We start from the raw sequence: 16,230 nt of genomic DNA, 5'->3' as shown, positions 1-16,230 counted from the left end.
AATGTCTATTTTGACAATTTTCTTTCATCTTTTTCTTTTATTTTTTAGTATAATGTAGAAAGGATAGAAAAAAGGAGTACGTTATGGAATATCCAACTTTCGGCGAGAAAAAAGAAGGCGTTCACTATAGTAATCGTTATGGTGTCTATGCTGTTATCCCTGATGCAAGTCATACAAACATTATTTTAGTCCAAGCGCCTAATGGAGCCTGGTTTTTGCCTGGTGGAGAAATCGAAGCAGGTGAAGATCATGTTCAGGCCTTGGAAAGAGAATTGATTGAAGAATTAGGTTTCACAGCTACACTCGGGGAATACTATGGACAGGCGGACGAATATTTTTACTCCCGTCACCGCGATACCCACTATTACAATCCAGCCTATATTTATGAAGTGACAGAATTCACCCAAGTAGATAAACCCTTAGAAGACTTCAATCATCTTGCTTGGTTCCCAATTGACCAAGCCATTGACAAACTAAAACGTGGCAGCCACAAATGGGGAATCGAGCAATGGAAATTGCGAAAAAATTCAAAATAATAACTAGTCAAACAAAAGTGATAGTGCTATAATAAAGCTACAGATAGGAGGCTCGCATGAAACTCATCAACACGACCAATACCAATCCCATACTTGTCCAGAATCAACTGGCTAATACGGACGCCTTTTTGGTGGAAACCTATTCTGCTGGAAACACGGATGTCGTTTTCACACAAGCGCCCCTCCACTACGAATTATTGATTAGCAACAAATACCGCGCTGTTCAAGAAAGAGAAATTATCGGTATCCGTGACTATTTCCTCAAACGGAAAATCGATAGAAAATCCATTGACCAAGCAGGCATTCAAACGATTCATACAGCTAACTTGATTGAAATGTCTATCCCTATTATTGCTGAATAAAAAGAAAAGACTGAAAAAATTATTCAGTCTTTTTTGGTACTAATTTTTCAATCATAATTAAAAATGGTGGAGTGTTGATTTGATTGAGCGGCTGATAGAGCATGGTGGCAAAGGCTTCTTGTGGTAAGTTCTTGACAAGTTGCAGCACTGCATCCTTTTCGATATCGCCGCCTTCATGACCATAATAAATCATGAGCGACAGTCGCCCACCAACTTCCAGAAGTTCTAAAATTTTCTCAATCGCACAAATGGTCGTCTGTGGCTGGGTAATGATAGATTTATCTGCTGACGGCAGGTAGCCAAGATTGAAAATGGCTGCGCGGATAGGCTCCTCGACATACTGGTCGACATTCTCATGCCCGTCTAATATCAGTTTGACATTGCTGACATTTTCCTTCTCCAAGCGCTCCTGTGTCTTTCGTAAGGCCTCGTCTTGGACATCAAAAGCATAGACCTTTTTGGCCAAGTTGGCCAAAAAGGCGGTATCATTTCCATTTCCCATGGTGGCATCAACAGCCACCGCTTCCTTATCCAGCACCTCCGCTAAGAAATCATGAGATAGATGAATGGGACGTTTGATCATGTATTTCTCCTTCCTCTAAATCAAGGGCTACTAAATCTCCCTTTTTCCCGTAGTGAAGAATACGCAAATACTCTCCCCATATACGAGAGCGACCTATCTCAGTCTCCATCCAAGTCTCCCGTGACAAGGGAACTCCTTGATATTGCGCATCAAATGTAAAAGGAATATAGGTCAAATGATTTGGTAAATGTTTGGCTAGTGTGCAGCCTTGTCTTCCTGCAACATGGCTTTTACAAATAAACATGACGTTTTGAACAGCTGAAAAATCAAAGACTTCCTTGGCAAATAAGACATTTTCCAAGGTATTGGTCGAACGATTTTCATAAGAGATAAGCTGTTCAGGAATACCAGCTGCCAACAAGTGCTCTACAATTACCTCAGCTTCCGCTTTTTCTTTTCCGTGTACCCATTCAGGATTTGGTGTCCCCGTTGGACTAATCCCACCTGTCACAACAATTTGTTTAGCCCAGCCATTTTCAAAAACCTCAATCGCTTTCTGCCAATAACCGACATGTGTCCCTCCGAAAACAAAAAGGACATCACTGATTTGAGGTAACATTTTTTCACCAAATGTAATATCTGTTAAAAATGAAATTTCTTCCGAAGATAAGCTAGGAACTTCTGGTATTTTAGGAATGATTGGTCTCATCATTTCTCCTTACCCAAATACTTCAAAGCAAGCAATTGCTTCTAGTAATGCTAAATTGATGGCTTCTCTCCCATAGCAATCTAAAAAATAATCTCGATAGGCATCTGTGCCTAGATTTCTTTGGAGAGACCACAGGGTCCAGTAAAGGTCAATATGCCGATCTCCCAAGCCACCGCTATCGCAGTCGATAAATGACTGAAATTGCCAATCATTCAAGATGATATTTGGCAGACAAAAATCCCCATGAATCAGCTCATCTTTTTGTAAAAATGGATCAATTTCCTGCACTCGCAAAAAGGCCTCGTCTCTTCCTAGCTCTTCTTGCTGACTAGATAGGTATTTCTTTTCAAAATTTCCCTGACGATAACCCTTATACACGTTCTCTAGATAGCGATCGACATTGTCCACGATGGGGCAATCTGCAGCATCTATGCTGTGTAATTTTCGCATGGATTCCGCTAAAACCTGACACAAGCGCTTTGGATTTGCCAAGTAAATGGGGGAACTAGTGTCCTCTCCATCCACCTTAGCTGTCAGCATCCAGTCCTCCTCTTCAGAGATATAGCCCAAGACTTCTGGCGCCAAGTTTTTCTTGAAAAAATAATCGGTAGCATCTACTTCTCTCTGAAGACTGCCTTTGGGGGCTCTTTTTAAAAAATATCCCCCATCTCCGTCAATAAAATAAACCTTGGCTTGTGGCGAACTACTACTGTCATAAACTGCTTTTGCTTGCGCTAACAGAGGGTGAAATTCTGCTGGTACTTGGTCGTCCAGCCTGATGAGCTGTTTCTTCATATTTACATTCCTACTTTACATCCTTGCCATGAACCACGCGCTTCCATCTCTTGGTCAATAGCATTTAGCACTTCCCACTTATTGAGGCTCCACATGGGACCTATCAACATATCACGCGGTGCATCTCCCGTGATGCGGTGAATCACCATCTCTTTAGGAATAATCTCCAGTTGGTCGCAGATGATGGACACGTATTCTTCCTGACTGAGCAACCGCAAGCGTCCTTCATGGTAATCACGCTGCATGCGTGTATTGGTCATGAGGTGAAGCAGGTGGAGCTTGATGCCGTCAATATCGTTATCAGTCACGCAACGACGGACATTTTCAACCATCATCTCATGGGTTTCTCCTGGAAGTCCATTGATCAAGTGGGAGACGATGTCCACTTTGGGTGCTAGCTCACGTACACGAGCCACCGTTTCCTTATACAAATCATAGGAATGGGCCCGGTTAATTAGCTCTGAAGTGTGCTCATAAATCGTCTGCAAGCCCAATTCAACTGTCACATGCATGCGTTCACTCAATTCAGCCAAATAAGCAATGGTCTCATCTGGCAAGCAATCTGGACGGGTCCCGATGTTAATACCCACCACTCCAGGCTCATTGATGGCCTGCTCATACCGCTCACGAATAACCTCTACTTTTTCATGGGTGTTGGTAAAATTTTGAAAATAAACCAAGTACTTGGTAACTTCTGGCCACTTCCGATGCATAAAATCAATTTCGTGATAAAATTGCTCCCGAATCGGTGCTTCAGGAGCTACAATGGCATCTCCTGACCCCGAAACCGTACAGAAGGTACAGCCACCTTTTGCCACCGTACCATCACGATTAGGACAATCAAAACCCGCATCAATGGGCAATTTGAAAATCTTTTCTCCAAATAGTTCTCGGTAATAGTCATTTACAGTTCGATATCGTTTTTTCATAAAATAGTATAGCCGTCCTTTCTTATCACGCTTTACCATAGGTTATCCATCCTTATCACAACAGCGTTTTCATATATTTTCAAATTATCATACCTTACCAGATTTTATCACACTTCATCAAGTTCTTGATTAAATTTTGGTTACTCTATAAGTTCCAATTTCGACTTTAGATTGTATTTCATAGTCGCAGTCACATGATTATAGATCAACAACGTTGTCTTTTCATCTCCATGCCCCACTCTTTCCATAATAACTTTAATAGGTATTTCTAATTCAGCTAATAAACTTATATGAGAATGTCGTAATACATGACTGGTCATTGAAAAAGTAGCACTTTTTTCAATTTTAGAGAGCTTAAACTTTGTATTCAAATAATGATTAAAAGTTGTATTCAAAATAGGAGCTTGATTATGCAAAAAAACAAAGCCCTCTACCTTGCCTGCCATCCCAATCAATTCCATAAAAATTTCTTTTACACGATTGTTATAATCAACCTTCCGATACGAATTGATAGTTTTAGGAGTTGTCAATATATACTCTTGTTTACTTTTACTATACAAAGTATACTTTTGATTATCAAAATCTATATCCTCCCACTGCAAAGCCGTAGCTTCGCCAAAACGCAAACCAGTAAGATACATAAATTCAGTAAATAAGCGAAACACCTTGTTGCTATCATATTTTTTCAAATAATCTAGAAATTTCTTCATCTCTACTCGATCTAAAAATTTCTCTTTTGCTTTTTGAACATCTTCTATTGTTTTCTTAACCTTTGGAAGCACAACTTTTTGTGTAATATCTTCATTTATCAAACCTACTTCGTAACAATATTTATAGAATCTAAATAATACAACCTTTTCTAACACACGATATTGTTTAGACCAATTTTTATTCATCAGATACTTCTGTAAGCTAATTGAAGTTATTTTTGATAACTTCACATCACCATATTGTCTCAAATACGGATTCAGCATATCTAACTGTCTGTCATAAGTGCTTTGCTTCAGCTCAACTTTTCGGATAAGAAGCTACTCATGTAAGGCTTCCTTAACTGTTTCACAAGATAACCTTTTGTCACTCTTTTGCAAACGTATTTCAATTTTTTCTTCAAGTATCTCTCTTGCTTTAGCCTGCATTGCTCTACTTTTACTTGCAAGTGTACATGATACTTGTTCCCACTTCTCCTCCTCTTCATTATAGAATTTTTGGTAATACCTAACTTTTCCACTAGGCAACTTTTTATCGAACATCCGCTTCTCCTTTGAATAGATTTGCGGGTGAAAACTAACACCCTATTATACCACATCCCCTTTTTTATCCAAAAAAGTAAAAATTCAAAAAATCCACGTACATTTATAAGCAATTTACCACCACTTCGTATCTCTACATCTCTAAACTGCTTATACGTTCGCATCACTCGCAATCTTCGGCTTAAAGTTGCCGTTGACATCGGAAAATAACTTAATAACTCTGTTTTTACTACAGACTTATCAGGATAGTTATGATAATTTTTCTCCTTTTTTTCTTTCTAACATTAAATCACTCATTATTAACCCTTTCCATCATTCATTTTTTACCACCATATCACTTATCTTCAGACAGGTTTAAGTTCGGATTTCATTCTAATTTTCAAACCAGGTATTCCCATCTTTTCAACTAAATACCGAACAAAACAAAAAACAAGTCATTTCTGACTTGCCTATCAAAATCTTTCTATACAGTATCAGACCATAATATCACTTAAACCTAAAATTATATAGTTTTCTTTTAGCCCAACAAAATCTTGTAATGTATAACTGATTTTTGCTAACATTTCTCGACCTGAATATTGATTACTTTCAATATCATATTCCTTTAAATACAAACAATCTCCAATTTGATAGCCTCTATCATTATATTGGCACTCAAATGTTTTTTTACCAGACACAATATCTTCAAAAAAGTTAGGTAATATTTTTAAGATATGCGTTTTCATATATAATTTCCTTCCTAGCAAAGAATAAAAGCAAGCACCCACCCATGTACGGTAAGTGCTTCAATTTGACAACTCTGTATTCCTGATATATAATAATTATAGAAAAAGGTAGTTGCGGAAACAACTACCCCTTGCAGAACCGTTTAAGACGGTGGCATATTTATTGGTTAAAAATAACCGTTAACTCGACCAAAGTTATAGACGGTTATTTTTTATTGCTCATTTTTACGATAACAACCATCAAACCAATGAGTGATAGTAGAAAACTACCAAACCCAAGTATGAGTTGCATTGTCTCGTAAACCGACAATATTCGCTCCTTTCTTTTTGGATTTTAGCACTTACATTCATAAGCACCACCACCTTTCAGAAATCAGAGCCACCGTCTTAACTTTTCTGCACTAACTATTATAGCATAACTTTATTTATACATAACTTCTTCAAATTGGTTAATCTTTCCATTTTGAATTTTAAATGTAAACTGTCTTCGTCTATCAAATTTCCCTGCATAAGCCGGACTACTTTCAGAATAAGATACATCCGCAAAATACAAAGCGCCATTTTGATAAACAGTCACATTCTGTAACTCACGCTCGACAAGAGTTACACTTGCCATATTTCGTATCTCCTTCGTCTTTTGATAGTCAACTATTTCTACTTGTAATGATGAAACTGATTGAATAGCTGAATCAAGCGAAGAATACCCTCTATAGCCTTTTAAGGCTTTTTCTTTTTCTTTCAACTTCACAAGATCAATCGACTGTTCAATATAAGTTGTCATAAATTCTTTTGCAAACTCTAATTGACTAGCTGTCTGAATCGAACTATTCGAACTCGAAGAGGAATCCACATTTTTAACTACACTTGATTGTCGTGATACCTTCATTCCTGTTTCTTTCTTTTTATTTGTACAAGCATTCATCAATAGACTTGTACAAGCTAATAGCACTAAAACTTCTACCTTTTTCATACCTTTACTCCTTTGTAATCTCTATGGTACAGACCAACTAAAAATATTCATAGAAAATGACAGTAGTAAATTATAAATTCATTAATTATTTCAGAACTTAACCCTGCCACAGCTTTTGCTTTTATTAACCAACAGACAAAACAAAATAAAAACATTATTGTAAAAAACATATACACTGTAAATACCTAAACAAAATTGTGGCACCATCTTCTATCCATAATATTAGATTTGTATACTATTCAATATTGAGCAAGTATGAGCTAGAGGAAGAATAGGATTACAACTAAATCCTACTTGCTTACAAACTAAGATATTTTGTTATTAACTAGTACAACGAGTAAAATTTTATTATGAACTTTATCAAGATGATGATGTGATTTTAAATTTATAAAAAATATCCCCTAAAATTAGATTTTATATCTAACTTTAGAGGATATAACTCAGATTTTTTAGATTTGAATATTTATTTACGATTAAGTAATTGCGATAAATAATGCGAAGTCCCAGAAAGCATGGAAAAGAATTGCTCCCTTAAGTGAACGTGTGACACGTAATGATAAGTATAATCCTGTACCTAGAATTATTGCAAACAATACTTGAAAACATGATTGGAGAAATGGAGCTCCTATGATGACATTTGGTAAATGCCAAAAGCCAAACAAAATTTGTTGAACTATAAAAGATGTCCATTCATTATTATTTTGGCGAAGTTCTCTTAATGAAAAACCACGGAAAATAGTCTCTTCTGTCATTCCCACACACAAAGCTGATATCAAACAAGAAAGAATACGAGGAAGTGAATCGCTATTCCAGTTTTTGATAATTGACCCCATATTTGTATAAAAATTGTAACAAGCGAATAGTAGCATTGCAATCACAATAATTGAGGCTATTATTTTAAGATATGGGTTTTGAATTTCTTTATGTTTTGTTGAGTACAATTCCTTGATATAAACAAGTCCTTTTGTTTGTTTTACAAAATAAAGAAATAACAGAACTGTCATGAACATCGGTACCGCAACACTCAGAAATGAACTAACGCTATTTAAAAATGAAGTGTTGTATGTTACACCCGTAAGTGATGAAAAAATACGAGCTAATGTTGTCCATATGAGAGAAAAAAGAACTGTTATACAGACAATATTTTTAGTCTTATTACTCTTTTTAAAAAGTTGTTGAATCATTAAAACCTCCCAATTCATTAAAGCATTCTAATTTATTATCACCTCTCAAGAGGCACTGATAGATAGATTGTAACAAAAAAAACATTAATTTGCCAATAGGGAATTCCTAAAATTGATGCTAAACTAAATTTTGTGTATTGATCGCTTTGTGCTTGGTATAACTTAACAGATTCCTCATTTACATAAACTTTAATACTCCCTAATTCTTTGAAATCTTTGTAACTAATTTTTTCTATAGGAATGATTATCCCTAATCTTGTGTATACAAAACATCCAATTTCCTCCCTAATTTATTACTCAATAAAAAAGGAAGAATTTTCATTCTTCCTAGTTTCAATAAATATCTTAATTTTCTTTACGACCAGCTACAAAGAGACCAAACATAGCTACCATAATTGACATACCAAGTGGCAGAAGAACAGATTTTGTTTCACCAGTGTGAGGTAAAACAGAAGATTTAACTGTTGTATTCAAATTAGGAGTTGTCCCTTTTTTAGTAGGATTAGAAAGCTGAACTGTCTCAGAATTGCTTTCTGCTTTTGCACGTACTTGTGCTTCTTCAGCACGTTTCAAGGTTTCTGCCATTTGTTTTGCTTCTTCTTGCTTATTGTACTTCGCAAGTAAATCTTGCCATACCTTAAATTTGGCATCACGGTCTTGTTGCAAGCTAACTAACTTGTCATTTTCAAGTGTTAATGTAGAGATAGCTTCATTATAAGCTTTTTCTGCTTTTGCATAAGCAGTCAAAGCTTTCTCTAATTCTTCAGGAGCATGAATCAATTTATCAACACGAGCCAACTTTTCAGCAAGTGTTTGCTTCGCAGTTGCCAAACTAGCTTTCACATCCGCCAATTTTGATTCAGCCAATTTCACTTCATTCTTCAAACGAATTAATTCTTGACTCTCTTTCGCAAAAACTTGTTTTGCTTCAGCAAGTTTAGCTTCCTTTTCAGCAAGCTTCGCTTTTGCTTCATCATAGACTTTCTGTTTAGCCTTTACATCCGCATCCAAAACTTTCAAAGCTTCTTGTGCTTTTGCATTTGCAAGACGACTAGCTTCAGCTTGTTTTTGTGCTTCAGTAAGTTTTGTTTGTGCTTCAGGAGAAAGAACCTTAATAGCTTCAGCACGTTTCAAAACTTCCTGCGCAGAGGTCAAGGCTTTTTTAGCTTCTGCCACTGCCTTAGCCGCAGTTGCAAGAGTTACTTTGTCAGCTTCACGAGTTGATACCAAACCTTCATATTGTTTTTGGAAAGTTTGATAATCTGACAATACTTTTTCTTTACTAATAGGATTAGCAATTTCAGTTGAATCAAACTTAGTCGCTGAAACTGAATCAATCTGGTCAGATGAAACTAATAGATAATGAATACCTGTTACTCCTGAACGATTAGATACATCCACTCCTAGATACTGTTTGTCAATAGCCTTGCCCCAACTGAATCCAGCGATTGAACGTGCATGTGCAAATTCATCACCATTAAACATGAAATCAAGAACAGAAGTAAAGACTAATTCTTTCGCTTCCGCCATTGAAATGGTTGATGTTTCAAGACCAAGGCTCACCATGTTTTCATACGGTTGAGCTTGTTTTTCTCGCACCAAACCTGTTGCAAGAACTTTTTCATCATAAGAAAGTCCTGCTTCTTTGGCTGCTTGATTGATAGCGTAAGTATCATGTCCATATTTTTCCACATCAGAATATATCCATTTATCTGCAACATAATGGTCTGTTACACCATCAGCGAATTTTACTGAACCATTGCTTACTGAAACGACTGTATGACCAAAAGCTTTACGAATATCGTTCACTAACTCTTGTGCAAAGAAGGTCAACTCTTTCAAGTTTTCTTCTGAAAGATTGTTTGTATCAATCTTTGTAGTTGAATCATTCTTATTTGCTTTGTAAGTATTGTTTTTGTACTCAGCTGGTGACATAGCTTGTAATTTAGCAAAAACTTCTTTACGTTGTTGCTTACTCGCTTCATCAGTAGCAGACAAAAGACGATTGTATTCTTTCAAGGCTTCAACATATTCAACTGAGACTTTGATAGTATTGATACCATCAACCGCATTTTTCAACGTTGCCAATTTTGGTGTAGCTTCTTCAACTGCTTTAGTAGATTTTGCCAAGTTTTCAGTGGCAGTTTTTTGACGCGTTTCAGCAATAGTCAACGTTACTTGTTTACTGTCACGGTCAATTGTAGCCATGTCAATTTGTAACTGACGGTCACCATCAGCAAATTTAGCTTCATCAGCCTTGACTTGTGCTTCGACGAGCTTTGCTTCATCAATTGTTAGTTGATTAGCTGCCTTCTCTGCTTCATCAATGACTTTCTGAGCGCCAGTGCCATCAAGTATGGCTTTGGCAGTATCAACACCATTTTGAGCAGTCTTAACTTCATCTTCAGCAGTCTTAACTTGCTTACCTGATTCAGCAACTACACCTATTTGATTATCAACACGTGCTTCAGCTTCATTTTCGATTTCTTGTGCTTTTGTGAGATTTTTCTCTTCAGTTGAAACACCACCTTCGGCAGTTTTGACCTCAGCTTTGGCAGTATCAATGTTTTCAGGAGTTGCTTGACCAGCAACTTCTTTGGCTTCCGAAAGCTTGCTTAATGCACCATTTATATCTTTAGTAGCACCAGCAACTGTTCCGCTTACCCCTTTAACAACACCTGCCTGGGTATCATAAGCAGACTTAGCGTTTTTATATTCACCTTCAGCAAGTTTGACTTGCTTATCTGTAACCACATTATCGCTTTTCTCAGTTGAACTATCAGCAGGTTTAACTGGTACAGTAGGTGTTTCTTCAGCAAATACGCTATTTGCCAAACTTAAAGACAATCCGCAAACTAAAACTGCACTAAGAACTTTTGATTTTTTCATTTTATATCTCCTTTTTATTTAACCAAGCTTGTTTCTAAGTTTTTTTAACAAAATTATAACATCTTTTTTATAAATATACTTAATTTTACTGTCGTTGCTAATCTTAGGAACTTCATCATAAGTATACTTGCTAAACACTTCTGCAATCAGACCATGAGCTAATCGTAGATGCAGACCCAATTCAACCAAGTCTTTATAGGAAAGAACAAGACTTCTATCTACTGAACCTGTATTCTTATCAATATAACGGACTAAATCGTCTACAGTAACACAAAACAAATCTGATATTTTATACAATGTTTCAATATCAGGTGTACGTGTACCATCTTCATACCGTTTATAGGTACGTTCCTGTACATTTAGCCATTTTGCTATACGAGGAATCTCAATTCCTTTATCTAAACGAAGTTGTTTCAAATTTGTCGCAATATCTAACATCTAAAATCTCCTTATCTTACAGAGGGAAGAACGGATAGGAAATTTTCTCCCCTTTATAAAATAGCTATCAGCATCAAAGGACAAAACCCATACCAATCTTGATAACCGAGAACTATTCTAAACTAAGGATTGTCTGTTTTATTGATTAGAAAATTAAAACTACTAATACCAGTCTACAATTTCAATATAAAGCCAATTTTATGAATTACTTATCAGCACCTTCCAAACTTTCATCCATTAAAGAATAATTAAATCCTCCTGTAGAATCTTTCATTCGTGCTATGTATTTATTCATATATCAAAACTCATTTTTCTTTATTCAATTCTGATTCAATTAAGTCTACTGCTTCATTTATCATTTCTTGAATGTCCCAAACGACCACTCGTCCTTTATAGGTAATAGCTGAAGTACAACCAGTAATAGAAATATCAATTTCTTCCCCATTTTCAGGATGCGTTGCGGTTGCTTGATGAATGCGCATTACAAAACTATTTTTTCCAACAAAGTTCCTTTAGCCATATTTAATCCTCTCTATAATTACAAAAAAGCCGATAAAACTCCATTTACCAGCTACTACTCTTAATCTCAATTTTCTAATCAATAAAACAGACAATCCATCCAACATGAAACAAAACACTGCCAGGACGAAACCCATTTTTTAGTGTTTTTTTAATATAATTATCGATTGCCTATTTAATAAAACCATAACATTAACAAATCTGAATTTCTTCCACCTATATGAATTTCCCAAATTTTAGGAATTTGCTTTTTAGGCTCTAAAGCATGTTTCTTGTATTCATATCCCAATTCTTCATCTCGAATAATTTTCTGAACCGCTTCTTCTATTGGTTCAAGACTAATTCCTCTTTTTTTGATTCTTGCTAAATCTTTGCGATAACGATTGGTAAACTCATACGTCAACATCTTCTTTTACCTCTCTAAAAAAATCTGATACACTTTGCTTACTTGGACTAATTTCATTTTGAGCATAATTTCTCATATATTCCTTAACAGAATCTTGTGTCTCCTGATTATATTCACTAATATCACGTGTCCGAATATACATGTCTGTATCATTGTAACGTGTATCAATATGAATATTATGGTCTTTATCAATATATACTGTTTCCTTCAATTCAAAAGGTAACCCTCTAACCTGCTCAGATTTTTTTTAAAACATGACAAACGCTTCTTGTACACTTGTACCTAAAGAAGCATAAATTTTTGATACATTATCTAACAAATCCGCATCAACTCTTTTTTGAAAATTCTTTGTAGTCATAACCATACCCCTTTATTTCATTTGTAATATAATTACAACATAAATACATGCTTGTTTCAAATTTAAACACACAATAAAAGTATTATTCCTAATATTTTTTATTCTATATTTAAGTTAGTATCACTCACATTTTCCTCTTTACAACGCATACTTGTCAATTTACCTCACTCAAGATTTGGAATGCAGGAACTATTAGTTAAAACGAGAGCTTTTTATCCAAAATAAAAAGAGGCAAGAACGCTGTTCCTACCTCTATATAAAATATAAGTCTTTACTTTTCTTTTTTTGAATCCATTAAGTGCCAATTAACACTAATGACTATTCAAATACCTCTTCATACTCTCCATACCAAGCAGCGCCTTCGTATCTCCAACCCCTAGTCTGAAGAACTCTGACCTCATTTTCGCTCATTGTATAATGATGAGAACCTGATGTTAACCCTTGATGGAAAAGGCGATAAACAGGACGACTTCCATCTGAATACCATGCAACACCTTCATTTCGCCAATGATGTTTAGTTGTTAAAACTTTTACCTCATTTTGATCCATCGTGTAATGATGATCTTTCAGAATCGGATTATACAATCGATAAACTTCTCTTCCTTCCTTAGGCGCTCTCCATGCGACACCTTCGTATTTTCCCCAACCAATACGAACCAATGTATCTCTTTCATTTTTACTTGCTGTATAAAAATGTTCTTTATTATTGGGATTGTAGAGACGATACATAGGAACATATGGGACATCCGCTGCTACTACGGTGACTTCCCAGACCACTGCTACTTCATCTACTCTTAAATTAACTGAATTTCGCTGAAGTTCTTCATTAAATCGTCTTGACTGTTCATTATCTCCAGAAGGAAAATCCGCAATAATCTTTGTCTTTCCTGGTTTTAAGGCTACCCAATTCCCTTGTTCATCAAAAGAAATAATAGATGGATCTTCTACCGTCATGTTAAAAGAATAGAGAAAATCTTTTAATGGAGAATCCTGAGGACGGCGGATTTGTCCCTGCTCACCCACTTGAAGATTGAACTTAAAAGTTCCGGCTTCAAACTCTGCTCCGCCTTTACTATAAAATTCAGTTTTTGCCGTTTCCTCCGCAGAAACTACCTGACCAACTCTTGATTCAGAGAAATCTACTCCTCCAAGTATTGCTCCACTACAAAGTGATAAAAGAACTACACTTTTCATAATATTACGCAACATATTTTCCTCCTAACTAATTCGCTTTAAAAGCTACTCCCTCATATTTCCAGCCCACACTGATTAGCTGATTTTTTTCGTCTACATTTGCTGTATAAAAATGTTCTTTTGTAACTTGACTATATAATCTAAAAACATCTACTCCAGTACCACTTTGAAAAACTACACCCTCATTAATCCAGCCAAAATTCTGCAACTTCTGGACTTCATTCATACTTGTAGTTAATAAATGGTCTTTCGTAGCTCTATTATATAAACGATAAACAGGGGCGACATCTCCTGTCTTCCATGCAACACCCTCATCACCCCAACCATGCTTAGAAATTAGTGTATTTCTTTCATTCAAATTTGATGTATAATGGTGTCTCTTTAAGCCCTTATGATATAAACGATAAACAGGGGATGATGCGGTAGGCTCAGATTTAGTAAATGATACAACTCCTGAAGAAGGATTCACTGAATTAATAAGTTCAAGCATGCTTGATGTAACTCTAGCTGCATGATTAGTAATATCTCGGTTGAAACCACTATGAACACCAACAATTTCATTATCAGCGTTCAAAATAGGACTACCACTTTGTCCCCCCCTTGTATCAATTTTATAATTCAATTCGCTATCTGAAAGAGTGTCTATATTTCCTGAAGCAAACACCATTTGACCCGGACGATCTCCTGGATACCCCGCTGTTTGAGCATAATCTCCTGATTGAATATTAGTTGATAACGTTAGATAACCTGTTTTTGTACCAAGTGGTTTTGATAACTTAATAACTGCATAATCATTCTGATGACTTGGATTAGAAGAATATGCTGGATTTATTTTAATTACAGTAGCAGTACTTACACCAAACAGCACACTTCCATCAGAAGTTGCTGGTGTAACTTTAATATCTGTAAAATATTCATTTTTCTCAACTGAATATACGACATGAGCAGAAGTCAACACAACATCACTAGCAACCAATGTACCTGTACCCGTAAGAGGCACATAGCTACCGCTTGCAGAATAATATCCTACCCCTTCAATTTTAACAATTTTAGGAAAAAAACCTTTAGTTGTATCAGTAATATTTACCCTATTATCACCTCCAAAAACTCGTTCAAAAACTTCATTTTCTACTACCTGTTCTTGATCGGCAACATTTACTGGTGTTTCTTCTGCTTTTATAACAGTACCCACGCAAGTCGTAATAGTTAACAAAAGCAATCCAGAATATAAGTATTTCTTTAACATATATCTACCTCTTTTTATAATTTCCACAAGAATTGTAGCACACTTTGAGAGCCTTTTCAACGTACATCTTGTTGTTTGGTATAAAAATTTCTACTATTTGCTCAAAAGAACCTTCTAAAATGAAATTACCACTTAAGGGGATTAAAAAACATCTCAGAGAGATATCATTGTAATCACCACCACAACAATTAGAACGGCGCTAAAATGCAAGACTATTACAACACCCAGAAGGAAGGTTTCTTTACTAAAGAACAACTTAAATAGGTTACAACACAAATGAACGTTTTATTCCAACTTAAACACACAATAAAAAACATTATCCTCAATATTTTTTTATTCTATATTTAAGTTAGTATCACCCACATTGCTTGGTTAATGTTTTGGTTAATCTCTATATAAATTCTAAAAAATATACTTCAAAACTGGCTATTTTAAGAGATTGTATAATAATTTATGAAATAAAAATAGTATAGCAAAATTTACTATTTTTTTCTTTTTTCGGATAAATTAACGAATAAATAAGTATGAAGATATTATTATTCCTATTTCTCGGGGCATCTCTTGGTTCATTTCTAGGGCTTGTCATCGACCGTTTCCCACAGCAATCCATCATCGCACCAGCCAGCCACTGCAATCATTGCAAAAAACAGCTCAAGGCTTGGGACTTGATTCCGATTGTCTCGCAACTTTCTACCCATTCCAAATGCCGTTATTGCCAGGCCAAGATTCCTTATTGGTATCTCTTACTGGAGATTTCGTCAGCATTTCTAGTCGTCCTAACTGCTTATCAAGTCCTATCTTTTGCCACTTCTTGCGTCTTATTGACGGGACTTGTCTTGGGTATTTATGACATCAAACACCGCGAATACCCGCTAGTTGTTTGGCTTGTCTTAACTTTTATTGCACTGCTCTTTTCTTCGCTCAATTGGTTATTTTTCTTCTTTCTGGCCTTAGCCTACCTAGCTGAAAAAGTGAATTTAAAAATTGGCTCCGGCGACTTGCTCTACCTTGCTACCTTGGCACTCATTTTTCCCTACACCAACCTACTTTGGCTCATCCAAATCAGCAGTATTCTAGGGCTGGTAACCTATTTTTATTTTTATAGAAAGGCACTTCCCTTCATTCCTTTCCTGTGGCTAGCAAGCATCCCTGTTTTGCTGATTTTCTAAGGATTCCTAACTCCTGACAAACGAGACA

19 protein-coding genes and 1 pseudogene are annotated in these 16,230 nt (G+C 35.9%); 3 read left to right on the top strand and 17 right to left on the bottom strand.

From position 1 onward, the window contains the following. Positions 1-83 precede the first annotated feature (83 nt). Positions 84-536 carry an NUDIX hydrolase gene (locus J2T50_RS02700; RefSeq protein WP_253363430.1) on the top strand — a complete coding sequence of 151 codons (453 nt, stop codon included), beginning with the start codon at positions 84-86 and terminating at the stop codon, positions 534-536. 56 nt (positions 537-592) lie between these two features. Next, entirely contained in the window at positions 593-898 is a 306-nt protein-coding gene (locus J2T50_RS02695; protein ID WP_253363429.1) for a DUF1827 family protein, read from the top strand. 19 nt (positions 899-917) lie between these two features. Here J2T50_RS02695 and mnmM read toward each other — a convergent pair whose 3' ends face one another. The 17 genes and pseudogenes from mnmM to J2T50_RS02610 all read right to left on the bottom strand — a co-directional run bounded on the left by mnmM (position 918) and on the right by J2T50_RS02610 (position 15,033). After that, positions 918-1,481 (bottom strand): tRNA 5-(aminomethyl)-2-thiouridylate-methyltransferase MnmM, encoded by a 564-nt coding sequence (mnmM, locus tag J2T50_RS02690; RefSeq protein WP_253363428.1) that lies wholly within the window; start codon positions 1,479-1,481, stop codon positions 918-920. Then, positions 1,450-2,130, bottom strand: a complete 681-nt coding sequence (locus tag J2T50_RS02685; RefSeq protein WP_253364043.1) for a YdcF family protein — start codon at positions 2,128-2,130, stop codon at positions 1,450-1,452. The genes mnmM and J2T50_RS02685 overlap by 32 nt, the downstream gene beginning before the upstream one ends. Before the next feature lie 9 nt (positions 2,131-2,139). Further along, positions 2,140-2,925, bottom strand: a complete 786-nt coding sequence (locus J2T50_RS02680; RefSeq protein WP_253363427.1) for an aminoglycoside 3'-phosphotransferase — start codon at positions 2,923-2,925, stop codon at positions 2,140-2,142. A gap of 2 nt (positions 2,926-2,927) precedes the next feature. Then, positions 2,928-3,854 (bottom strand): tRNA modification radical SAM protein MnmL/YtqA, encoded by a 927-nt coding sequence (gene mnmL / locus J2T50_RS02675; protein WP_253363425.1) that lies wholly within the window; start codon positions 3,852-3,854, stop codon positions 2,928-2,930. 140 nt (positions 3,855-3,994) lie between these two features. Then, positions 3,995-4,750, bottom strand: a complete 756-nt coding sequence (locus tag J2T50_RS02670) for a tyrosine-type recombinase/integrase (RefSeq protein WP_253363423.1) — start codon at positions 4,748-4,750, stop codon at positions 3,995-3,997. A 132-nt stretch (positions 4,751-4,882) separates the two neighbouring features. Beyond that, complete coding sequence (locus J2T50_RS02665; protein ID WP_253363421.1) at positions 4,883-5,104, bottom strand: hypothetical protein; 222 nt, start codon at positions 5,102-5,104, stop codon at positions 4,883-4,885. Between the two features lie 473 nt (positions 5,105-5,577). Further along, positions 5,578-5,829, bottom strand: coding sequence for a DUF3850 domain-containing protein (locus J2T50_RS02660; protein WP_253363419.1), 252 nt, complete (start codon positions 5,827-5,829; stop codon positions 5,578-5,580). Between the two features lie 205 nt (positions 5,830-6,034). After that, positions 6,035-6,180: pseudogene (locus J2T50_RS02655) on the bottom strand (putative holin-like toxin). 70 nt (positions 6,181-6,250) lie between these two features. Continuing rightward, positions 6,251-6,799, bottom strand: coding sequence for a hypothetical protein (locus tag J2T50_RS02650; protein WP_253363417.1), 549 nt, complete (start codon positions 6,797-6,799; stop codon positions 6,251-6,253). Positions 6,800-7,272: 473 nt separating this feature from the next. Continuing rightward, positions 7,273-7,983, bottom strand: a complete 711-nt coding sequence (locus J2T50_RS02645; RefSeq protein WP_253363415.1) for a CPBP family intramembrane glutamic endopeptidase — start codon at positions 7,981-7,983, stop codon at positions 7,273-7,275. Between the two features lie 345 nt (positions 7,984-8,328). After that, positions 8,329-10,872, bottom strand: coding sequence for an SEC10/PgrA surface exclusion domain-containing protein (locus J2T50_RS02640; protein ID WP_253363413.1), 2,544 nt, complete (start codon positions 10,870-10,872; stop codon positions 8,329-8,331). 18 nt (positions 10,873-10,890) lie between these two features. Further along, positions 10,891-11,310: a helix-turn-helix domain-containing protein gene (locus J2T50_RS02635; protein WP_253363411.1), complete on the bottom strand. Its 420-nt coding sequence runs from the start codon at positions 11,308-11,310 to the stop codon at positions 10,891-10,893. A 305-nt stretch (positions 11,311-11,615) separates the two neighbouring features. Next, positions 11,616-11,792: a hypothetical protein gene (locus J2T50_RS02630; protein WP_253363409.1), complete on the bottom strand. Its 177-nt coding sequence runs from the start codon at positions 11,790-11,792 to the stop codon at positions 11,616-11,618. Between the two features lie 212 nt (positions 11,793-12,004). Then, entirely contained in the window at positions 12,005-12,235 is a 231-nt protein-coding gene (locus J2T50_RS02625) for a type II toxin-antitoxin system YafQ family toxin (RefSeq protein WP_253363407.1), read from the bottom strand. Then, on the bottom strand, positions 12,222-12,446 hold the full coding sequence (locus tag J2T50_RS02620) for a hypothetical protein (RefSeq protein ID WP_253363406.1): 225 nt from the start codon (positions 12,444-12,446) through the stop codon (positions 12,222-12,224). Before J2T50_RS02620 ends, J2T50_RS02625 begins: the two co-directional genes overlap by 14 nt. A 465-nt stretch (positions 12,447-12,911) precedes the next feature. Beyond that, positions 12,912-13,802: a hypothetical protein gene (locus tag J2T50_RS02615; RefSeq protein WP_253363405.1), complete on the bottom strand. Its 891-nt coding sequence runs from the start codon at positions 13,800-13,802 to the stop codon at positions 12,912-12,914. A 13-nt stretch (positions 13,803-13,815) separates the two neighbouring features. After that, a complete protein-coding gene (locus J2T50_RS02610) occupies positions 13,816-15,033 on the bottom strand; it encodes a trypsin-like peptidase domain-containing protein (protein ID WP_253363404.1) in 1,218 nt (405 codons plus the stop codon). A 524-nt stretch (positions 15,034-15,557) separates the two neighbouring features. Here J2T50_RS02610 and J2T50_RS02605 point away from each other — a divergent pair. Then, positions 15,558-16,202 carry a prepilin peptidase gene (locus J2T50_RS02605; RefSeq protein ID WP_253363403.1) on the top strand — a complete coding sequence of 215 codons (645 nt, stop codon included), beginning with the start codon at positions 15,558-15,560 and terminating at the stop codon, positions 16,200-16,202. Positions 16,203-16,230: the final 28 nt, after the last annotated feature.

Source organism: Streptococcus gallinaceus, from assembly GCF_024170225.1.
Taxonomy (GTDB): Bacteria; Bacillota; Bacilli; order Lactobacillales; family Streptococcaceae; genus Streptococcus; species Streptococcus gallinaceus.
The sequence above is the reverse complement of the archived record's forward strand: the minus strand, read 5'-3'. Positions and strand labels throughout refer to the sequence as shown.